General features: G+C 72.5%; 19 protein-coding genes. 11 read left to right on the forward strand and 8 right to left on the reverse strand.

All coding sequences use genetic code 11. The annotated features are described in order from the left end of the window. Positions 1 to 33: 33 nt before the first annotated feature. On the reverse strand, positions 34 to 1014 hold the full coding sequence (locus B4K29_RS13580) for a ribose-phosphate diphosphokinase (RefSeq protein ID WP_286960381.1): 981 nt from the start codon (positions 1012 to 1014) through the stop codon (positions 34 to 36). A 118-nt stretch (positions 1015 to 1132) separates the two neighbouring features. On the opposite strand from B4K29_RS13580, the gene B4K29_RS13585 reads away from it, so the two are divergent. Next, positions 1133 to 3400, forward strand: coding sequence for an ATP-dependent DNA helicase (locus tag B4K29_RS13585; protein ID WP_286967717.1), 2268 nt, complete (start codon positions 1133 to 1135; stop codon positions 3398 to 3400). 245 nt (positions 3401 to 3645) lie between these two features. Further along, positions 3646 to 4626: a DNA polymerase III subunit delta gene (gene holA / locus B4K29_RS13590; protein WP_239264544.1), complete on the forward strand. Its 981-nt coding sequence runs from the start codon at positions 3646 to 3648 to the stop codon at positions 4624 to 4626. A gap of 27 nt (positions 4627 to 4653) precedes the next feature. On the opposite strand, the gene B4K29_RS13595 is transcribed toward holA, so the two are convergent. Next, positions 4654 to 5238, reverse strand: a complete 585-nt coding sequence (locus B4K29_RS13595; RefSeq protein ID WP_029212717.1) for a dienelactone hydrolase family protein — start codon at positions 5236 to 5238, stop codon at positions 4654 to 4656. A 204-nt stretch (positions 5239 to 5442) separates the two neighbouring features. Here B4K29_RS13595 and rpsT point away from each other — a divergent pair, with 204 nt between their 5' ends. Next, complete coding sequence (gene rpsT, locus B4K29_RS13600) at positions 5443 to 5706, forward strand: 30S ribosomal protein S20 (RefSeq protein ID WP_019284601.1); 264 nt, start codon at positions 5443 to 5445, stop codon at positions 5704 to 5706. Positions 5707 to 5933: 227 nt separating this feature from the next. Here the strand turns inward: rpsT and B4K29_RS13605 are convergent, their stop codons facing one another. Continuing rightward, complete coding sequence (locus B4K29_RS13605) at positions 5934 to 6479, reverse strand: type II toxin-antitoxin system PemK/MazF family toxin (RefSeq protein WP_239264542.1); 546 nt, start codon at positions 6477 to 6479, stop codon at positions 5934 to 5936. 71 nt (positions 6480 to 6550) lie between these two features. On the opposite strand from B4K29_RS13605, the gene B4K29_RS13610 reads away from it, so the two are divergent. Continuing rightward, entirely contained in the window at positions 6551 to 7753 is a 1203-nt protein-coding gene (locus B4K29_RS13610) for an MFS transporter (protein WP_019284603.1), read from the forward strand. A gap of 167 nt (positions 7754 to 7920) precedes the next feature. After that, positions 7921 to 8481, forward strand: a complete 561-nt coding sequence (locus tag B4K29_RS13615) for an LURP-one-related/scramblase family protein (protein WP_029212671.1) — start codon at positions 7921 to 7923, stop codon at positions 8479 to 8481. On the opposite strand, the gene B4K29_RS13620 is transcribed toward B4K29_RS13615, so the two are convergent. Continuing rightward, entirely contained in the window at positions 8386 to 9867 is a 1482-nt protein-coding gene (locus B4K29_RS13620; RefSeq protein WP_286967720.1) for an MFS transporter, read from the reverse strand. The genes B4K29_RS13615 and B4K29_RS13620 overlap by 96 nt on opposite strands. A gap of 115 nt (positions 9868 to 9982) precedes the next feature. On the opposite strand from B4K29_RS13620, the gene lepA reads away from it, so the two are divergent. Further along, positions 9983 to 11851 (forward strand): translation elongation factor 4, encoded by a 1869-nt coding sequence (gene lepA, locus B4K29_RS13625; RefSeq protein WP_239264536.1) that lies wholly within the window; start codon positions 9983 to 9985, stop codon positions 11849 to 11851. Continuing rightward, entirely contained in the window at positions 11848 to 12615 is a 768-nt protein-coding gene (gene trmB, locus B4K29_RS13630; RefSeq protein WP_286967722.1) for a tRNA (guanosine(46)-N7)-methyltransferase TrmB, read from the forward strand. The genes lepA and trmB overlap by 4 nt, the downstream gene beginning before the upstream one ends. 286 nt (positions 12616 to 12901) lie before the next feature. Here the strand turns inward: trmB and B4K29_RS13635 are convergent, their stop codons facing one another. From B4K29_RS13635 to B4K29_RS13645, 3 genes are all read right to left on the reverse strand, one after another. After that, positions 12902 to 13762: a GNAT family N-acetyltransferase gene (locus B4K29_RS13635; RefSeq protein ID WP_286967724.1), complete on the reverse strand. Its 861-nt coding sequence runs from the start codon at positions 13760 to 13762 to the stop codon at positions 12902 to 12904. A gap of 40 nt (positions 13763 to 13802) precedes the next feature. Further along, complete coding sequence (locus tag B4K29_RS13640; protein WP_286967725.1) at positions 13803 to 14666, reverse strand: GNAT family N-acetyltransferase; 864 nt, start codon at positions 14664 to 14666, stop codon at positions 13803 to 13805. Positions 14667 to 14778: 112 nt separating this feature from the next. After that, positions 14779 to 15675 carry a LysR family transcriptional regulator gene (locus B4K29_RS13645; RefSeq protein WP_286967727.1) on the reverse strand — a complete coding sequence of 299 codons (897 nt, stop codon included), beginning with the start codon at positions 15673 to 15675 and terminating at the stop codon, positions 14779 to 14781. A gap of 84 nt (positions 15676 to 15759) precedes the next feature. Between B4K29_RS13645 and B4K29_RS13650 the strand changes: the two genes are divergently transcribed. Next, positions 15760 to 16839, forward strand: a complete 1080-nt coding sequence (locus B4K29_RS13650) for a YeiH family protein (protein ID WP_286967729.1) — start codon at positions 15760 to 15762, stop codon at positions 16837 to 16839. A 79-nt stretch (positions 16840 to 16918) separates the two neighbouring features. Here B4K29_RS13650 and B4K29_RS13655 read toward each other — a convergent pair whose 3' ends face one another. Further along, positions 16919 to 17575: a M23 family metallopeptidase gene (locus B4K29_RS13655; protein ID WP_286967731.1), complete on the reverse strand. Its 657-nt coding sequence runs from the start codon at positions 17573 to 17575 to the stop codon at positions 16919 to 16921. Between the two features lie 78 nt (positions 17576 to 17653). On the opposite strand from B4K29_RS13655, the gene hemW reads away from it, so the two are divergent. The 3 genes from hemW (at position 17654) to B4K29_RS13670 (ending at position 21155) form a co-directional block, all read left to right on the forward strand. Then, positions 17654 to 18880: a radical SAM family heme chaperone HemW gene (hemW, locus tag B4K29_RS13660; RefSeq protein WP_029212680.1), complete on the forward strand. Its 1227-nt coding sequence runs from the start codon at positions 17654 to 17656 to the stop codon at positions 18878 to 18880. A gap of 138 nt (positions 18881 to 19018) precedes the next feature. Further along, on the forward strand, positions 19019 to 19558 hold the full coding sequence (locus B4K29_RS13665; protein ID WP_286967733.1) for a DUF4870 domain-containing protein: 540 nt from the start codon (positions 19019 to 19021) through the stop codon (positions 19556 to 19558). A gap of 148 nt (positions 19559 to 19706) precedes the next feature. Then, positions 19707 to 21155, forward strand: coding sequence for an MDR family MFS transporter (locus B4K29_RS13670; RefSeq protein ID WP_286967735.1), 1449 nt, complete (start codon positions 19707 to 19709; stop codon positions 21153 to 21155). Positions 21156 to 21173: the final 18 nt, after the last annotated feature.

Below are 21173 nucleotides of genomic sequence, written 5' to 3' on the forward strand. Positions count from 1 at the left end.
CGAGCCAGACAGCCAGCGTCAGGAGGCCGGCTGTCAGGAGAAGTCGAGCCTCATCTGGGGCGGGGCGTACGCCGGGTCGACCCCGTCGAACAGGCTCGAGATCGAGGCCCCCGCGTGGATGCGGGCGATGGCCTCGGCGAACAGGTCAGCCGTCGAGCAGACCTTGAGCTCCGGCCAGCCCTGCGGCGACGGCACGGTGTCGGTGGTGACGACCTCGCTGATCATCGGGTGGCCCCGCAGCCGCTCGACGGCCCTGCCGGTGAACAGTCCGTGGGTGCAGGCCACGGCCGCCTGCTGGCACCCGACCTCCTGCAGCTTGTCGAGCAGCTCGACGATGGACCCGCCGGTCGCGATCTCGTCATCGAGGACGATCGCCGTCTTGCCGTCGACGTCACCGACGATCATGTCGATCTCGACCTTGTCGTCGCCCTTGCGCTGCTTGGACCCGGCCGCGACGGGCAGTCCCAGCAGCCGCGCTAGCAGGGAGGCGGTCTTGGCGTTGCCGAAGTCGGGGGAGACCACGACGTGGTTGCTCAGGTCCCGCTCGCGGAAGTGGTCGGCCAGCACACCGGTCGCCGTCAGGTGGTCGACCGGCACCGAGAAGAAGCCGTGCACCTGCGGCGCGTGCAAGGTCATGGTGAGGACGCGGTGGGCGCCGGCCGTCTGGATCAGGTCGGCCACCATGCGGCCGCCGAAGGAGATGCGCGAGGCGTCCTTCTTGTCCGACCGGGCGTAGGCGAAGTGGGGCATGACGGCGGTGATCGAGGCGGCGGAGGCGCCGCGGGCCGCGTCGATCATCAGCAGCAGCTCGAAGAGGTGCTCCTGGGTCGGCGGCACCAACGGCTGGATGAGGTAGACGTCCTTCTGCCGGCAGTTCTCCAGCAGCTGCACCTGCAGGCAGTCGTTGCTGAACCGGACGATGTCGACCCCCGACAACGGGACCCCCAGCTCGTCGCAGATCCGTCGGGCGAGCTCGGGGTGGGCGCTGCCGGAGAAGACCACGATGTCACGCACGAGGGGCACCTTCGAGGGGACGAGGGGAGCGGGCTGCGGCCAGCATATCGACGCCGCGCGGCCCCGGCGCGCCAACGCGTGGCGGGGGTCTGTCACACCGGTGCCATAGGGTTGCGGCGTGCCGCACCCAGACCTTGATCGCTACCTCGACGCTGCCGTCGGAGGGGTCGGTGGCAGCACCCGCCCCGGCCAGGTGCGGATGGCGCAGGCCGTGTCCGACGCGATCGACCGGGACGAGCACCTGCTGGTCCAGGCCGGCACGGGCACCGGCAAGTCCCTGGCCTATCTCGTGCCGAGCCTGCTGCACGCCCTGAGCAGCGACAAGCCGGTCGTGGTCGCCACCGCGACGCTGGCCCTGCAGGCCCAGATCGTCGACCGCGACCTGCCCCGCCTCGCCCAGGCGGTCACCCCGCTGGCGGGCAGGCGGCCGTCATACGCGCTGGTCAAGGGCCGTCGCAACTATGTCTGCCTGCACAAGCTCGACGGCGGTATGCCGGACGACGACGCGGACTCCCTGCTCGGTGTCGGCGCCGTCGACGCGGGCGTCGGACGCCTCGGGCAGGAGGTCCTGCGGCTGCGCAGCTGGGCCGAGCACACCGTCTCCGGCGACCGCGACGAGCTGGTGCCCGGCGTCAGCGAGCGGGCGTGGCGCCAGGTCAGCGTGAGTGCGCAGGAGTGCCTCGGCACCAAGTGCCCCCAGCGTGCGGAGTGCTTCGTGGAGCGGGCGCGCGAGGCCGCCAAGGACGTCGACGTGGTCGTGACCAACCACTCCTTCATGGCGATCGACGCCTTCGAGGGGCGGATGATGCTGCCCGAGCACGACGTCCTGGTCGTCGACGAGGCGCACGAGCTCGTGGACCGCGTCACGGCGACGGTCACCGACGAGCTGAGCGCCGGCATGATCGCCGCGGCCTCCCGCCGCTGCGGCAAGCTCGCCGACGCCTCGGCGCTCGCGGAGGCCGGCGACATCCTGAGCGAGGTCGTCGAGTCGCTCGAGGAGGGGCGTCTGACGGATCCGCCGCAGTCGTTGATCCAGGCGCTGTCCCGCGTGCGAGACACCGCCCGCTCGGTGCTGACGGAGCTCAAGCCTGACAAGGGTCAGGAGGACGGTCCGGACGCCGGTGCCCGCAAGGTGGCCCAGGCCGCCGTCGACGAGACCTTCGACACCGCCGAGCGGATCCTCGAGGGGCGCGAGCTCGACGTCGTGTGGCTGTCCAAGGACCCGCGGCGCGGGGGAGTGCTGCGCGTCGCGCCCATGAGCGTGGCGATGCTGCTGCGGGACAAGCTGTTCGGCGAGCGGACCGTCGTGATGACCTCCGCGACCCTGGAGCTCGGCGGCACGTTCGACGCGGTCGCGGGGACGCTGGGCCTGCGCGGCGACGGCGCGCCCGGCTACACCGGCCTCGACGTCGGCTCTCCCTTCGACTACCCCAAGCAGGCGATCGCGTATGTCGCCAAGCACCTGCCCCCGCCCGGGCGGGACGGCACGGCGGACCAGACCCTCGACGAGATCGAGGCGCTCGTGCGGGCCTCGGGTGGCCGGGCGCTCGGGCTGTTCTCGTCCATGCGGGCCGCGCAGGCGGCGACCGAGGCGCTGCGCGAGCGGTTCGCGGCGGACGGCACCGACATCGAGGTCCTGTGCCAGGGCGAGGACCAGACCACGACTCTCGTGCGGCAGTTCGCGCGCGAGCCACGCGTCGCGCTGTTCGGCACCATGACGCTCTGGCAGGGCGTCGACGTGCCCGGCACGGCCTGCCAGGTCGTGATCATCGACCGCATCCCGTTCCCGCGCCCCGACGACCCGCTGGCGTCTGCCCGCACCCAGGCGATCGGGCGCATGGGCGGCAACGGCTTCATGGCCGTCTCGGCGACCCACGCCGCGCTGCGCCTCGCCCAGGGTGCCGGCCGGCTGATCCGGCGTGGCGACGACCGCGGGGTCGTGGCCTTCCTCGACTCGCGCATGATCACCGCGCGCTACGCCGGGTTCCTGCAGCGGTCGTTGCCGCCGTTCTGGCCCACCACCGACCGTGAGCTCGTCCTCAACGCCCTGCGACGCCTCGACGAGACCGCCGCGCCCGTCACCCCGGTGCACGAGCCGGCGCTGCGCTCCCTGACGGGCGAGGTCACCGAGGACGCCGTCTCGGCCACGCCGCGACCCTCCGCCACCGAGCCCCACCCCGCGCCGCCCTCCACCCGCACCGCCGTCACGAGCGGCCACCCGTGGACCGACGACGAGGACACCGAGCTGCGCGAGGGCGTCGACGCCGGCCTCTCCCTGGACGAGCTCGCCGATCACTTCGAGCTGGATCCCGAGGTGGTCGAGGCGCGGCTCGCGGCGCTCAAGCTCTCCCTGCAGCCCCAGAGCGGCTTCACCTTCGACGCGTGACCCTCGCTGCGCCGCGCGGCAGTGCGCGGCACCTGACCCAGCCCCGTGGCGAGGCCGTCTCATGCTGCAGGGCGAGACGCGTTCGGCGGGGTGAGGCTGCGCGCTGGTGGCGAGGCCGTCTCATGCTGCAGGGCGAGACGCGTTCGGCAGGGCGAGACGACGGGGCGAGACGGCGAGGCGAGGTCGGAGCGCGAGACCGTCGCGCGTCGGAGGGTCTGTCGGTGGGCCGTGGGAGGCTGTATGCCGTGACCGCAGCCCCCGCCTCGCGCATCCCGCCGCTCGTCCTCGTCGCCGGGCCCGAGGGGGTGCTCGCCGACCGGGCGCTGCGCTCGACCGTCGCCGAGATCAAGGGGCTGCACCCCGACCTCGAGACCGTCCCGCTGCAGGGCTCGGCCTACGAGGGCGGCGAGATCGCCATGCACGCCAGCCCGTCATTGTTCGGCAACGCCAAGGCCATCGTCGTGCGCGACCTGGACGAGGCGACCGACGAGCTGCAGACCGACCTGCTCGCCTACCTCGGGGCGGCGCCGGCCGACGACGTCTGGCTGATCGTGACGCACAAGGCCGGCAACCGCGGCAAGAAGGTCCTCGACGCGATCAAGAAGGCCGGTGCCCGGGTGATCGACTGCCCGGCCATCAAGTCCGACGCCGACAAGGCGAGCTTCGTCACCAACGAGTTCCGCACCGCACGCCGCAAGGCGACCCCGGATGCGGTGCGCGCGCTCGTCGAGGCCGTCGGAAAGGACGTGCGCGAGCTCGAGTCCGCCTGCTCCCAGCTCGTGCAGGACACCACCGGGACCATCGACGAGGGCGTGGTCTCGACCTACTACGCGGGGCGGGTGGAGGCGACGGGCTTCCGGGTGGCCGACGCGGCCATCGCGGGCAACGCCGCCGAGTCGCTACGCCTGCTGCGGCACGCCATCGCGGGGGGCGACAACCCCGTGCCGATCGTCGCCGTGCTCGCGATGAAGCTGCGCCAGCTCGTCAAGGTCGGCTCGGCCGGGCGGGGCCCGTCGGGACAGCTGGCGAGCTCGCTCGGCATGGCGCCCTGGCAGGTCGACAAGGCTCGCCGCGAGCTGTCGGGGTGGGAGGCCGAGGCGCTGGGCCGGTGCATCCAGGCGGTGGCGCAGGCGGACTACGACGTCAAGGGTGGCGGTCGCGACCCGGTGTATGCCGTGGAGCGGGCGATCCTCACCATCGCCCGGGAGCGTCACGGCGGCCGCTGAGGCGGGCTTCCCGGCATACGGCCAGGCTCAGTCGACCTCCTCCAGGAAGTCGATGACCCGCTGCATCATGAGCTCGGTGGCGGCGGCGTCGTACTCGTCCGGCAGGCCCTGGTCGTTGAACAGGTGCCCGGCGCCCTCGTAGGCGAAGTCCTCGACCTGCGCGCCGCCCGCCCGCAGGGACGCCAGAGCCTCCTCCGCCTCGTCGGGCTCGTAGAAGGGGTCCTCCGCCTTGTGGTGCACCTGCACGGGGCAGTCCGCGGGCCAGGTCTTGTCGCCGAACCACTTCGTGGCGGCCGCACCCCCGACGAGGATCGCGCCGCGAGCCTGCATCTGCAGGGCGACGTGCTCCGCCATGCCCGCGCCCATCGAGAAGCCGGCCACCACCATGCCCGGCGGGACGTCGTCCTTGGCGAGCTTGAGGGCGTGGCCGAGGACGACCTTGTCGTCGTGCTCCTGCGCCGCCTTCATCCCCTCCTCGTAGGTCTCGAAGGTGCGGCCGTCGAGGTAGTCGAGGATGCGCACGTCGTGCCCGACGGCACGCAGCCGGTCGGCGAAGTCGTAGATGCCGGCGCGGACGCCGAGGACGCTGGGGAAGAGGGCTACGGTGGCCATGGTTCGACCGTAGTCCGCCCGCCGCCGAGCGGCCAGGAGACGCCCCGAACTCTGGTAACGTTGGACTCTGCGTGCGCGCCTAGGTCGTGCGCGCAACGCAGCACCACCCAGCCACTCCTCATCCCACGGGTGCCCCACGCCCGGTCCCGAGGACGGCTGCCGCCCTCAACGGCAATGATCGACCTGACACACAGAAGGATTCTCGTGGCAAACATCAAGTCCCAGATCAAGCGGATCAAGACCAACCACGCTCGGACGGAGCGCAACAAGGCGTACAAGTCCGAGCTGCGCACCTTCATCCGCAAGTTCCGCGCTGCGGTGGAGTCCGGCAACGCCGAGGAGAGCGCCGTCGCCCTGCGCGACGCCTCCCGCAAGCTGGACAAGGCCGTCAGCAAGGGCGTGATCCACAAGAACCAGGCCGCTAACAAGAAGTCGGCCATGGCCAAGGCCGTCAGCAAGCTCGGCTGAGCCTGCGACACCCAGCCTTCGCAAGGGCCGTCACCTTCGGGTGACGGCCCTTCGGCATGCCTGGGGTGCGTATGACGCAGCGCGGGGTCTCGGGGTGCCGACCCCGTCTCGTGCTGCAGGGTGAGGCATCTGCGGCGGCGAGTCAGAGGGGGCGGGGTCTCGGGGTGCCGACCCCGTCTCGTGCTGCAGGGTGAGACGCGCTCGCCGGCGGAGCCAGCGCGGGCGGGTCAGGGGCGGCGGGCGCGGACGGCCGCGGCCACCTCGTCGAACCGTTCCCGCGACAGCGTCGCCCCGATCCGGCGCACCGTCGTCGGGTCCAGCTGCAGCACCCGGTCGACGCGCACCTCGCTCGGGCGGCCGCGCGAGTCCCAGGCGCCCGAGCCGATGTCGCACCAGTGGCGCCCCAGCGAGGCCTCCTGCTCCGCGTCGCGGTCGTGGTCCTTGCTCGTGAGGGGGAGCGCGAGCAGCAGCGCACCGTGCCGCCCCACCACCAGCACCGGGCGGTCCTTGCCCCGCGCGTGGTCCTCCTCGTAGGGCACCCACGCCCACACGACCTCGCCCGGGTCGGGGAGGTCGTCGGTCACGGGAGCATAGGTCAGGTCCGGCACCCCGTCGTAGTCCCCGGCATACGGGCTCGTCACCGGCTCACGGGCCGGCCCGGGCGAGTGGCGCTCCCGACCCGACCGTCCACGCTCCTGCCGGCCCGCGCGACGGGCCGCGTCGACGACGGCACCCGCGAGAGCGCGGGCGATCCTCCTGCCGAGTGATGCCATAGTGGGACGTTAGCGCTTGCCGAGGTCGCCGAGCCGCACCCCCACCCTCGTCGACGTCCAGGAGCACCCGTATGCCGCCCGCCAGCCCCCTCGCCGACCGCCACCAGGAGGCGTCCCGCCGTCACGCGGGGCTGGCGATCCTCGCTCTCGCCGTGGGCGGATTCGCCATCGGGACCACGGAGTTCGCGTCGATGGGCATGCTGCCCGAGGTGGCGCGCGGGATCGGCGTCGACATCCCGACCGCCGGGCACCTGGTGTCGGCCTATGCCCTGGGCGTCGTGGTCGGCGCGCCGACGCTGGCGGTGCTGGGATCGCGCCTGCCGCGCCGGCGGGTGCTGGTGGCCCTGATGGCCCTGTTCGCCGTGGCGCACCTGGCGAGCCTGCTGGTGACGAGCTACTGGCCGCTGATGCTGGTCCGGTTCGTGGCCGGGCTGCCGCACGGCGCCTACTTCGGGATCGCGTCGCTGGTCGCCGCCTCCCTGGTGGACGACCGTCGTCGCACGCAGGCCGTCTCCAACGTCCTCATGGGTCTGACCGTCGCCAACATCGTCGGCGTGCCTGCCGCGACCTGGCTGGGCCAGGCGCTCGGGTGGCAGCAGTCCTACGCGGTCGTCGGGGTCCTCGGCCTGGTCACGATGGCTGCCGTGTCGACGCTCGTGCCGCACCAGCCCGCCAACCCGACCGCGTCCGTGCGGCGCGAGTTCACGGCGCTGCGCCGCCCTCAGGTGTGGCTGGCCCTGCTGATCGGGACCGTGGGGTTCGGCGGCATGTTCTCGACCTACGCCTACATCTCGCCCACGCTGCAGGAGCTCGGCGGCTGGTCCTCGGCCGCGGTGCCGTGGATCCTCTCCCTCTACGGCCTCGGCTCCACGACCGGTGCGGCGCTGGCGGGCCGGGTGGCGCGGCACGGCATCCTGCGCGGCATCGCGGTGCTGCTGGTGCTGATCGCGATCCTGCTCGCGGTCTACGCCCTGCTCCTGCCGTATGCCGTGGTCGGGCTCGCGGCCACCTATGCCCTGGGGATGCTCCCGAGCATGCTCGTCCCGATGCTGCAGACCCGCCTGATGGACGTGGCGCACGAGGGCCAGTCCCTGGCCGCTGCGCTCAACCACTCCACCCTCAACATCGCCAATGCCCTGGGGGCCTGGCTCGGGTCGCTGGTCCTCGCGGCGGGCTGGGGCTACGCGTGGCCGAGCCGGATCGGCGTCGTGCTGGCGGTCCTGGGCCTCGCCGTCACCGCCTGGAGCGCCCTGCTCCAACGACGAACCGCCTGATCAGAGGGTCTGTCAGGGTCCTGCTGGACGACATCGAGGGTGTGGAGTGGCTCCTCCGTCGGGGCGACCGGCCGAGGGACAGCTGGCTCGGGTCGTGCCGGAGACGTGGTCTCGGCTGTGACGAAGGCAGATGGGAACGAACCGAGGGTGCGGGGAGTCCGACTGGCATGACTCTCCTCCACGCCGACGTGCTGGTCATGGACCAGGTCACCAGCTTCATGAGCAACGACTTCGCCATCCGGGACCAGGCTGGTGCCCAGGTGGGCGAGATCCGCACCGAGGGGTCCGCGTTGTCGCGGATGTTCCTCGGCTCCCGCAAGCTGTCCGTCCACGACACCGACGGGTCCGTGCTGGTGCGGCTCGACGACGTGATGACGATGGGCCGCGACCGGTTCACCCTCCAGGACGGGCAGGGCTACGAGATCGGTCAGCTGGTCAAGGAGTTCACGTTCTTTCGCAAGCGCCTGACCTTGCAGCTCGTCAACGGCGAGGGGCTCGACGTGCAGGGCCAGCTCTTCGACTACGACTTCGAGATCGCGGGTCCGGGCGGCTCGGTCGCGCGGGTGTCGCGGCAGTGGCCGGGCCTGGCCGCGGGGCTCCTGGGCCGCAACCGCTACGTCGTGTCGTTCAACTCAGGGGTGCCGGTCACCCTGCGGGTCGCCGTGGTCGGGGCCGTGGTGGCGCTCGACCTGATCCGCGCCAAGGAGGAGAACTCCTCCGGCGGCTGACGTGCCGGCGGCGCCCGGGAGCTGGTCGGTGAGGTCCGTCAGCAGCGCGGCATCCTCGTCGATCGGCAGCTCGGGAGCGCCGTCGGTCGACACCGGAGCAAGGCCGCCGGGGGCGGTGCTCTCAGGGGTCGTGCTCTCAGGGGTCGTGCTCGCAGGCGTCGTGCTCGCAGGCGTCGTGCTCGTCGTCGTGGCGGGGCGCAGCTGGTCCCGCAGCCACCACAGGACGTGCGCGGCGCCCAGCAGCGTCACGACCGTGATCACGCCGAACGCCCATCGGTACGGCACCAGCGACACCACGACCGCACCGACGGCCAGCGACACCGCCTGCGGGACGCTCATGACGACCTCGGCGGCCATCGTCACGCGCGCCATCACGGCCTGCTCGGTGCGTCGCTGGATCAGCGTGGTGTAGGCCACGAACATCAGCGGCAGCCCGAACCCGAACACCGCCGAGGCGGCCAGCAGCACCGGGATCGTGCCGGCGAGCGCCACGACGGCCATGCTGGTCGCGAGGATCACGCAGGAGACGACGATGGTGCTGACCTCGCCGAGGTGCCGCACCGACCAGCTGCTGGCCAGCCCGCCGAGCACCGCGCCGATGCCCTGCACCATCACCACGATCGCCACGTAGGTCGCGGGCTTGCCGAACGCGTCCAGCACCGCGTAGATCCCCGACTCGGTGAACCCGACGACCAGCAGGGTGAGGCCGAGCCCGACCAGCACGTGCTTGAGGACGCGGTCGGCGACCAGGAGCCGCACCCCCGAGGTCATGGCGTCGACCAGCCCGGCCGTATGCCGCTGCGGGGCGGCCTCGTCGACCCGGATCCGCGCGATGAGGACCGCCGCGACCAGGAAGGACACGGCGTCGACGACGGCCACGGTCCAGCCGCCCCACGCCGCGAACATCGCCGCCCCTGCGAGCGGGGCGAACAGCCGGAAGGCCTCCTTGGTGGTGGCCAGCGCCGAGTTGGCGTCGACCAGGGCCTCGTCGTCGAGGAGCTCCTTGAGCAGGCCGTTGACGCCCGCCGGCACGATGACGAAGGACAGGCCGTAGAGGACGGCGACGCCGTAGAGGATCCAGATGTCGGAGGCGTCGTCGACGACGGTGAGCGGCAGCACCGCCAGCGCCGAGGCGACGTTGGTCCAGATCAGCAGGGGCTTGCGGCGGAACCCGTCCACCCAGGCGCCGAGGAAGGGCGCGACCAGCGCGGGCACGAGCATGCACAGGTAGACGATCCCGACGCTGCCGTTCTGGCCCGTGAGGGTCTTGGCCCAGACGCCGAGGACGAGCAGCAGGACCGAGTCGCCGAGCGCCGACGTCGACAGGGCGGCATACATGAGGGGGAAGCCGGGCCGGCGGAAGACGGCGGTGGGGGACGGTGACACCCCATGACGGTAGCGGAGGGCGGCATACCGGCTGGTCGACCTGTGGGAGACTGGGTCGCTGACCGTGCCCTGTGCTCCCCGGACCCCAAGTTGAGGTAGTCGCCCCGTGTCTCCCATGGCCACCACCGCGTTGAAGCCCCACGCGACGCCACCGGAGCTGATCCGCAACTTCTGCATCATCGCCCACATCGACCACGGCAAGTCGACGCTGGCCGACCGCATGCTGCAGAAGACCGGCGTGGTCGAGGAGCGGGCGATGCGCGCGCAGTACCTCGACCGGATGGACATCGAGCGCGAGCGTGGCATCACCATCAAGTCGCAGGCCGTCCGGATGCCCTGGTCCCTGGAGAATGCCGCGGGCGAGCTGGAGACCTACTGCCTCAACATGATCGACACGCCGGGGCACGTCGACTTCACCTACGAGGTCAGCCGCTCCCTGGCCGCGTGCGAGGGTGCCGTCCTGCTCGTCGACGCGGCGCAGGGCATCGAGGCGCAGACGCTGGCCAACCTCTATCTCGCGATGGAGAACGACCTCACGATCATCCCGGTGCTCAACAAGATCGACCTGCCCGCCGCGCAGCCGGAGAAGTACGCCGCGGAGCTCGCCGGCCTCATCGGCTGCGACGAGTCCGAGGTGCTCCGGGTGTCGGGCAAGACCGGCGTGGGGGTGGAGGAGCTGCTCGACGAGATCGTGCGCCAGCTCCCGGCCCCCACGGGTGAGGCGGACAAGCCGGCCCGCGCGATGATCTTCGACTCCGTCTACGACACCTACCGCGGCGTCGTGACCTATGTCCGCGTGATCGACGGCAACCTCAACCCGCGCGAGCGGATCCAGATGATGTCGACGCGGGCCACCCACGAGCTGCTCGAGATCGGCGTCATCTCGCCCGAGCCGGCGCCCTCGGATGGTCTCGGCGTCGGCGAGGTCGGCTACCTCATCACCGGCGTCAAGGACGTCCGCCAGTCGCGCGTCGGTGACACCATCACCAACCTCGCCAAGCCGGCCTCCGAGGCCCTCGGCGGCTACCGTGACCCGCGCCCGATGGTCTTCTCCGGGCTCTACCCGATCGACGGCACGGACTACCCGCTGCTGCGCGACGCGCTCGACAAGCTCAAGCTCAACGACGCCGCCCTGGTCTACGAGCCCGAGACGTCGGCGGCGCTGGGCTTCGGCTTCCGCGTCGGCTTCCTCGGGATGCTGCACCTCGAGATCGTGCGCGAGCGGCTCGAGCGGGAGTTCGGCCTGGACCTGATCTCGACGCTGCCCAACGTGGAGTACGAAGTCAGGATGGACGACGGCAAGCTCGTCGAGGTAACCAACCCCAGCGAGTTCCCCGACGGCAAGATCGCCGACGTGCGCGAGCCCGTCGTGCGCGCCACGATCCTCGCCCCGAGCGACTTCATCGGCGCGATCATGGAGCTGTGCCAGTCCAAGCGCGGCACCCTGCGCGGCATGGACTACCTCTCCGAGGAGCGTGTCGAGATGCGCTACACGCTGCCCCTCGCCGAGATCGTCTTCGACTTCTTCGACCAGCTGAAGTCCAAGACCCGCGGCTACGCCTCCCTGGACTACGAGCCCGACGGCGACCAGCTCGCCGACCTGGTCAAGGTCGACATCCTGCTGCAGGGCGAGCAGGTCGACGCGTTCAGCTCGATCGTGCACAAGGACAACGCCTACTCCTACGGCGTGATGATGGCCGGCAAGCTGCGCGAGCTGATCCCGCGGCAGCAGTTCGAGGTGCCGATCCAGGCCGCCATCGGCTCGCGCGTCATCGCCCGCGAGACCATCCGCGCCATCCGCAAGGACGTCCTGGCCAAGTGCTACGGCGGTGACATCAGCCGCAAGCGCAAGCTGCTCGAGAAGCAGAAGGAAGGCAAGAAGCGCATGAAGATGGTCGGCCGCGTCGAGGTGCCCCAGGAGGCCTTCATCGCTGCGCTGTCCAACGACGGCGGCGGGGACGGCAAGGCCAAGGGCAAGAAGTGACCGAGCCGCTCCCGCAGGAGGGCGACCCCGAGGAGCGCGCCTACACCGTCGGACTCGGAGAACCCTTGCCGCACAAGGGCGCTCGTCGGATCGTGAGTTTCGCGCGGACCGACGCCCGGCTGCAGGACAAGGACGCCCGGGCCCTCGAGCGGTATGGCGACGCCTACCTGATCGAGGTGCCCCGCGATGCGGCGCGCACCGACGTGGACCCGGCCGCCCGCCTGGATCCCGCCACCGTCTGGGGCCGGGTCGCCCCGTTGGTCGTGGAGGTCGGCGCGGGATCCGGCGACGCCACCGTGGCCGGCGCGGCGGCATACCCCGATCACGACCTGCTGTCCCTGGAGGTCTATAGACCGGGGCTGTACGACATGCTGCGCAAGGTCGGGTCGCGCGAGCTGACCAACGTGCGGCTCATGGAGGCCGACGCGGTGCCGGTGTTCGAGACGCTGCTGCCGGCGGGGTCGGTGCGCGAGGTGTGGACCTTCTTCCCCGACCCCTGGCCCAAGACCAAGCACCACAAGCGGCGGATCGTGCAGCCGGCCTTCGCCTCGCTGGTGGCCCGGGTCCTCGAGCCCGGCGGGCTGTGGCGGCTCGCGACGGACTGGTCCGACTACGCGGAGTCGATGCGCGAGGTGCTCGACGCGCACCCGGACTTCGAGGGTGGCGACGTCGAGCGGTTCGACGTGCGGCCGATGACCCGCTTCGAGCGTCGGGGGATCGCCGCCGGCCGCTCGATCCACGACCTGACCTATCGCCGCCGCTGACCGCTCCGCCGGCGGGGTGCAGGGTGTGCGCTGCCTGGGGGACACGACCAAAGGTGACCCGTCGGGTCAGCCCTGGCGCCTGTGACGGACGTTTGATCGATCACGGCGCCCCGGCAGGTCACTTCGTGTCGGGTCGGGTCGGGGCGCGGTCTGGGCGTGAGTCGGGGCGCGCGTCGAGGGCCGAGGACGGGGCACGGGCCGGGGCACGGGCCGGGGCGCGGGTCCGGGGCGCGGGTCCGGGGCGCAGGTGCCGGGTCGGGGCCGAGGGCGGGGCGCGGGGTGGCGGTCAGCGGACCTGGGTGAGCGCCAGGACGCAGGAGTCGCCGACGCGGCGATAGCCGACTCGCTGGTAGAGGCGGCTCGACGCGGGGGAGTCGAGGTCGGTGTAGAGCAGGCAGCGGTGGCCGGCGCGACGCTGCAGGGCGCTGACGGCGGCGACGGTGGCGGCGGCATACGCGTGGCCGCGCTGCTCGGGCGGGGCGTAGACCCAGGAGATGCGGGAGACGCCGCCGTGGGGGCGGGCCGCGTGGGTCATGGCGACGGGCTCGCCGTCGACGTCCCAGACGCGCATGTCGCCGCGGGACACCCACTGCTGCAACGGGAATCGCGGCGGCGCCTCGGTCCCGGTCTCCTCGAGGTAGGCCCGCGCCCAGGTGTCGAGGAGCGGGATGTCCGACTCGCGCGCGGCCCGCAGCTCGCCCGGGACGCCCTCGGGGTGGCGCGGCGGGCGGGGGAGGTCGTGCATGCCCTCGCGCCGCACCACGCGGATGTGACCGCCGGACTCGAAGGCGATCGTCTCGGCGAAGGCCAGCGCGCCCGTGACCAGCCCGCCCACGCGCTCGACGTGCAGCCCGTCGGCCAGCACGCGCCGGGCGATGGCTCGCGCGACGTGGGTGTCGACCGTCGCCACGTGGAAGGGGCGCGGTGGGGTGTGCATCGCGAGGGCGGTGACGCGGCCGTCCCGCTTGGCCCAGTACCACTGGGAGCCGGGGTAGTCCGCGGGGGACTCCAGCGCGTGGGCGAGCGTCGTGGCGACGACCGAGTGGATGACGGGGGCGGCGGCGACGCGAGGGGCCGACACCTGCTGGAAGTCGCGACCGGCGGTGGTCCGCGCCACCGTGATGCCCCTCGCCGTACCCCGCTGCATGAGGGTCACTGTGTCACGCGCGGCGAGCCGGCGCCCACCCTCAGCCGGACCGCTCGCTCGTGAAGGCGAGGGTGACGGTCTCGCCGATCCGGCGGTAGCCGAGCGCCTGGTAGATCCCGTTGCTGGTGGGGTTGGCCAGGTCGGTGAGCAGCATGCAGCGGTGGCCGTGCTCCTGCTGGTGCCGCGACCAGGCGGCGACGACGGCGCTCGCGTAGCCGTGGCCCCGGTCCGCGGGCGGGGTCCAGGCGCCGCTGATGCGGGTGACCCCACCGGACGGCTCGGTCGCGTAGCACATGGACACCGGCCGCCCGTCGACCTCCCACAGGGCCGTGCGTCCCTCGAGGACGTGCGGGGAGGGGTCGGGGGGTGGCGGCTCGCTCGGCCCGTGGGCCTCGCGGTGGAAGTCCTGCAGCCAGCCGCGGACCAGGTCGAGATCGGCGGGTATGGCGGGCCGCAGCCGTCCCGGGACGGTGAAGGGCAGGTGCGGCGGCCGGGGCAGGTCGTACATCCCCAGGTCCATCACCACGTCGGCGTCGAGGTCCTGGTCGGCGCACCACCAGTCGCTGAAGGCGAACGCCCCCTCGCGCAGGCCGCCGACGCCGTCCACGGGACGTCCGCGCGCCGCGAGCTCACGGGCGACGCTGACGGCCAGCAGCGGCGAGGACAGCGGGAGGTGCGGCGGGTAGGGCGGTGTGTGCATGGCCACGCCGACGATCCGTCCGCCGCGTCGCAGCTCGATCCACCACGGGTCGGGGATCCGGTCCGGGTGGCGCCGCGCGATGAGCACGTTGCTCGCCAGGATCGAGTGGATGACCGGCTCGGACTCCATGAAGTCCCCGGCGTCGCGGAGGAACTCGTCGGGGTCGCTGGTGATGTGGACGGTGACGGAGCTCGGGTGCGCCATGGACCCAGCCTCGCAGGTCGAGGCGCGATGAGGTCGGAACCCTCAGGCCCACGAGACGGCGCCAGGTGCGATCGGGGCGGGGCGGGCCAGGTCAGGGTGGGACGGGGTGGGTTCAGGGGAGTGGCGCGCGCCCGGTCCGCGCGGCGATCGACACGAGGTCGGCGGCGGCGCCTCGCAGGGGGTCGCGGCGCCATACGGCCCGGAGCTGTCGCTCGAGGGTGAAGCCCTCGGTCGGCACGACCGCGAGGTGACCGTCGTGCACGGCGTCGGCGACCGCCAGCAGGCTGAGGACGGCGGGAGCGGTGCCGGTCACGGCGCTGGCCCGGACCGCGGCGTTGCTGGACAGCTCCAGGGCCGGGCGGCAGGGCTCCAGCGGTGCGAGGGCCGCGCCGAGCGCCTCGCGGGTGCCCGAGCCGCGCTCCCGGGTGACGAGCGGGGTGCCCGCGAGCTCGACGGCGCCGACGGGGGAGGTGCGCTCCATCCACGGGTGGTCCAGGCCGATGACGAGGGCGAGCTCGTCCCGGGCCACCACGGTGCTGGGCAGGTCGTGGGGCGGCTCCGGGCCTTCCACGAAGCCCAGCTCGACCACGCCCCGGCGGACCTGGTCGATGACCACCGTGGAGTTGGCCACCGTCATGCCGGCCAGCAGCCTGGGGTGGTGACGTCGCAGCTCGGTGAGCCAGGTGGGTGCCAGGTGCTCGGCCACGGTCAGGGACGCGGCGATGCGCAGCTCGGGGATGCTCTGGCCCTGCAGCGCCTCGATGGCCTGCTCGAGCCGTCGCGTGGACGCGAGGATCTCGCGGGCATGCTCGACGAGCATGACCCCCACGGGCGTGAGCTGGGCACCCTGCGGCCGGCGGACGACGACCCGCTGCTGCAGGTCGCGCTCGAGCCGCGCCACCAGGCGCGACGCGTTGGGCTGGGCCATCCCGATCGCGCGGGCGCCGGCGCCGAGGCTGCCCTCGTCGTGCACGGCGACGAGCAGCTCCAGGGCCTTGAGGTCGGGCATCACCCTGCCGTCATATCACGTTGATATGACGGGGTGCAGGACTGGGGTCTGCCGCTCACCCGTCCGCGCGGCCAGGCTGGCAGCATGACCACCGCTGCCGGCCGCGCCACCCCTGCGGTCATCCCCACCCGACACGCGCGCCGCCCTCACCCCGCCCGGCGCGCACCCCGTGTCCTCCGCTCGGGCCCCGCGCCCGGGCTCGCCCTGTGCGCCGTCGCGGTGGTCCTCGCCTTGCTGGTCAACCACCTCGTGCCCGTGGTGTCCCCGCTCCTCGTCGCGATCCTGCTCGGCGCCGCGCTCGCCAATGCCTGGCCGCTGCCCGCCGTGCTCGCGCCCGGCCTCGCTGTCGCGGCCAAGCCGCTGCTGCGCGCCGGGATCGTGCTGCTCGGGCTGCAGGTCGTCCTGGGTCAGGTCCTCGGGCTCGGCTGGGGGATGATCGCCGTCGTCGTGGCCGTGGTGGGGCTGGGGATCGCGTCGACGCTGGCCTACGGGCGCCTGCTGGGGGTCCCCGCCGGCCTCACCCTGCTGGTGGCCTGCGGCTTCTCGATCTGCGGCGCCGCGGCCGTGGCCGCCGTCGACGGGGTCGTGGACGCCGAGGAGGAGGACGTCGCGACCGCCGTCGCCCTGGTCGTCGTCTGCGGCACCCTGATGATCCCCGTCGCGCCGCTGGTCGTCACGGCCCTCGGGATGGGCCCGTATGCCGGGGGTCTGTGGGCCGGCGGCTCGATCCACGAGGTCGCCCAGGTCGTGGCGGCGGGCGGCGCTATCGGGGGAGGCGCGCTCGCGGCCGCCGTCATCGTCAAGCTCACCCGCGTGCTCATGCTCGCGCCCGTCATGGCGACCATCTCCTGGCGGCGACGCCGGGCCCTGGCGGCCGCAGGCGGACGCGCTGACGGGGGACGGCTGCCGCCGCTGGTGCCGGTGTTCGTCCTGGGGTTCGTGGCGATGGTGCTCGTGCGGTCCTTCCTGCCACTGCCGGCGCCCGTGCTCGACGGTGCTCGCCAGTTGCAGACGGTCCTGCTGACGGCGGCGATGTTCGCCCTCGGCTGCGGCGTCCGGCTCGGCCTCGTGCGCCAGGTGGGCGTCCGGCCGTTCGTCCTGGCGGCGCTGTCGACGGCGACGGTGGCGCTGGTCTGCCTCGCCGGCGTCACCCTCGCCACCTGACCGGTGGCGCCAGGTGGTTGCTCGCGGTGAGGGGGTAGGAGCCGTTCGTGCCCGCTCACGGTCCGACGGACGGGGGAGGTCAGGCGTCGATGATGTCGCTGTTGCGGGGCAGCCACGGACGACCGCCGACGGGGTGGCGGAAGGCCATGGGCAGGCCCCTCGCCTGCTCCCAGCGCGTCGACGAGCTGACCTGCAGGTGCAGGTGTGGCTGGGTGCTGTTGCCGGAGTTGCCGCACTGCGCCAGCACGTCGCCGGCCCGCACCGCGTCACCCACCGCCACCCGGATCGACCCGCGCCGCAGGTGCGCCAGGAGCACGACCGGGCCGCCGTCGCCGAGCGACAGCACCACGTGGTTGCCGGCGATCCCGGCGGCGCCCGCCCGCACGCGCCGGCCCTGCGTCAGCAGGTAGCCCACCAGCAGCAGCTGTGATCGCCGCGCCTCGTGGTCGGGTTCGCCGTCGTGCACATCGACGACGGTCCCGTCGACCGGGGCCATGACGGCGGGGCCGAACCCGTGGAAGACCTCGGGCCGCTCCGTCGCCAGGGCCGTGCCCCAGCTCCACGGGCCCGAGCGTCCGCGCGCGTCGACCGGGACGAGGTCGATCGCGTGGGACGAGCCGAACGTCTCGGTCCCGTGGCTCGGCACCCGGTCGGCCGGGCTGTTCTGCACGAGCCACCGACCCCGCACGGGGAGGTCGAGCACGGTTGTCGCTGCGGATGCGCCGTCGAGGTCCACGCGTCGAGCCTGGCACAGCCGCGCCACCTGGCGGTCGCCTGACGGGGGCGGGCGCGGTCGTCATACACAATGGGCCGTATGCCGAGCGCCCTGCCCGAAGGACTGCCCGCCCCCTCCGACGGAACGCTCCCGAGCACCGCGCTGGATCGTCTGGGGCTAGGCCCGTTCGGCATCTACGTGCATGTGCCGTTCTGCCGAGTCCGTTGCGGCTACTGCGACTTCAACACCTACACCCTGACCGAGCTCGGCACGCCGGGGGCGAGCGTCGGATCCTACGCCGACACCGTCCTGGCGGAGCTGGACCTCGCCGGGCGGGTGCTGGGCGAGGACGCGCCGGCCGTCGAGACGGTCTTCGTCGGCGGGGGCACCCCGACCATGCTCGCGGCCGAGGACCTGGCCCGGATCGTCGAGGGGATCGGCGAGCGCTTCGGCTACACCGGCGACGTCGAGATCACGACCGAGGCCAACCCCGACACCGTCGACGAGCACTACCTGGACTGGATCGCCGCTCGCGGCTTCTCGCGCGTCAGCCTCGGCATGCAGTCCGCCGTCCCGCACGTCCTGCGCACCCTCGACCGCACCCACGACCCCCTCAACGTGGAGCGTGCGGTCAAGGCCGCCCGCGCGCACGGGCTCGACGTCTCGCTCGACCTCATCTACGGCACCCCCGGCGAGTCGCTCGAGGACTGGCGCACGTCGCTCGAGACCGCGATCGCGCTGGAGCCGGACCACGTCTCGGCCTACGCCCTGGTCGTGGAGGAGGGCACCAAGATGGGTGCCCAGGTGCGGCGCGGCGAGGTCGCGCTGCCGAGCGACGACGACGAGGCCGACAAGTACGAGCTGGCCGACGGCCTCCTGCGGGCGGCGGGGTACGGGTGGTACGAGGTGTCGAACTGGGCCCGCGGCGAGGAGCACCGGTGCCGCCACAACATCGGCTACTGGAGCGACGGCGACTGGTGGGGCGCCGGCCCCGGCGCGCACAGCCACGTCGGCGGCGTCCGCTGGTGGAACGTCAAGCACCCGAGCGCCTATGCGTCGCGCCTCAACGGCGGCCAGTCCCCGGCGGCGGCGCGCGAGCTCCTCAGCGCCGAGCAGCAGTACGACGAGCGGGTGCTGCTCGGCATACGGCTCGTGGACGGGCTGCCGATCGACGACCTGGACGAGACCGGCCAGGAGGCCGTGGCCGGACTGATCGCCGACAGCCTCGTCGACGGGGGAGCGGCGCTGCGGGACCGCCACCTGGTGCTCACGCTGCGCGGACGCCTGCTGGCGGACACCGTGGTGCGACGGCTCCTCGGCGTCTGACCTGCATCGGCCAGGGTGGGATCAGGGTCGGATCAGGGTTGGTTCTGAGGTCCTGGAGGGATCCGACCTGGGCAGACTGGAGTCCGAAGGGTCGAGCGGCACGTCGCCGCGCCGACCACGAACCACACGGAGGGGACCATGAGCACCGACGACCAGTTCCGCAACGACCGCGAGATCCCGAGCTACCCGCAGGCCGGGCCGACCGGTCAGGGCGCGAGCCCGCAGAGTGGTTACCAGCAGGGTGGCTACCAGCAAGGCGGCTACCAGCAGGGTGGCTACCAGCAGGGACAGCCCGTCCACGGCAACGGCGCCCCGCTCAACCCCGAGTACGAGCGGCAGCTGGTCTGCGCGGCGCACTGGTCGCCCATCGCCTCGGTGCTGCTCGGTGGCCTCACGTTCTTCGGCCCCGTGATCGTCCTGCTCGTCGGGGGCGGGCGCAGCCGCGCGGTCCGGGAGCACGCGATCGATGCGCTGAACTTCCAGATCACCGTCTGGATCGCCACGGTGGCCGTGGTCCTGATCTCGCTGCCGCTCATGATCGTGCTGGTCGGCTTCGTCACGATCTGGCTGGCCGGGCTCCTGCCGCTGGCGGCCCTGGTCGTCCACGGGCTGGCGGCGATCAAGGTATCGGCGGGCGAGCCCTACAGCTACCCCTTCACCTGGCGCCTCATCAAGTAGCAGCGCACCCTGGTGCGGTCGTCGGGCTGAGGCAGCGGCCCGGCAATGGAGTTGGACGGGCCGGCGCGGTGAGCGACCATGGAGGAGCACCCCGTCCGACGCTGCTCCGGGTTGCCCCCACCGCACGTCATACGACCGGAGACCCCGCATGCATCCCGACGCCCCCGTCCAGGCGACACCACTGCCCGACGTGGACCGCTCCCGAACCCGCACGATCCTCGCCGTGCTGGTCCTCGCGACCTTCGTCGTGATCCTCAACGAGACGATCATGACCAACGCGATCCCGCGCCTCATGCGGGAGTTCGACGTGACCGCGTCCACCGCCCAGTGGCTGTCGACGGTGTTCATGCTGACCATGGCCGTGGTCATCCCCGCGTCGGGCTGGCTCATGGAGCGGCTCGCGACCCGACGCACCTTCGCCCTGGCCATGGTGCTGTTCTCGATCGGGACCGCCGCGTGCCTGCTCGCCCCCACCTTCGCGGTGCTGATCGGCGGGCGCGTCGTGCAGGCCTGCGGCACCGCGATCATGATGCCGCTGCTGATGACCACCCTGATGAACCTCGTGCCCGCCCACGAGCGCGGCAAGGTCATGGGCAACGTCACGCTCGTCATCTCGGTCGCGCCCGCCATGGGGCCGGCGGTCTCGGGGGTGCTGCTGCAGCTGGGCTCGTGGCGGCTGATCTTTGCCGTCGTGCTGCCCATCGCGATCGGTGCCCTGGTCGTCGGGTTCCGCTCCCTGGTGGACGTGGCCGAGCCGGGGCACAGCGACCTCGACCTGCCGAGCCTCGCGCTGTCCGCCGTCGGCTTCGGCGGCCTCGTCTACGGCCTCAGCGGGTTCGGCGAGGGCGCGTCCCACGGCGGGGCGTCCTCGGGCCTGCCGCCGTGGGCCTTCGTGGCGGTCGGTCTCGTCGCCATGGCGGTGTTCACGCGACGCCAGCTCGCCCTGCAGCGCAACGGCACGCCCCTGCTCGACCTGCGCACCCTGTCCCACCGCACCTTCACCATCGGCCTGGTCCTCATGGTGCTCTGCTTCATGGGCCTGATGGGCACCGTGATCCTGCTCCCCATCTATCTGCAGGAGGTGCGCGGGATGTCCTCGCTGTCCACCGGTCTGCTGATGATCCCGGGCGGCCTGGCGATGGGCCTGCTCGGCCCGCAGGTGGGCAAGGCCTACGACCGGTATGGCGCCCCCCGGCTCGTCGTCCCCGGGACCGCCGGCCTGGTCGCGGGGCTGGTCATGCTCTCGCTGCTCGCCCCCGTCGTGGCGCCCTGGGGCGTCCTCGTCCTGCACGTCCTCATCAGCGTCTCGCTGGCGCTGGTCTTCACCCCCGTGTTCACGGCGTCGCTCGGCGTCCTTCCCCCGCACCTGTATCCCCACGGCTCGGCGATCCTCGGCTCGCTGCAGCAGGTCGGGGCCGCGGCGGGCACCGCGACGACGGTGGCGGTCATGGCCTTCATGACCGCGCGTGCCAGCAGCGGTGGGGTGTCCGCGAACGACGCCCTGATGAGCGGCGTCCAGGGCGGCTTCGCGGTCGGCGCGGTGCTGGCCGTGCTGGCGCTCGGGGCCGCGACCCTGGTCCGCACCCCGCGGCCATAGGGGCCGCGAGCACGGCAT

It is taken from the genome of Arsenicicoccus sp. UBA6765 (genome assembly GCF_002453335.1).
Lineage (GTDB): Bacteria > Actinomycetota > Actinomycetes > Actinomycetales > Dermatophilaceae > Arsenicicoccus > Arsenicicoccus bolidensis.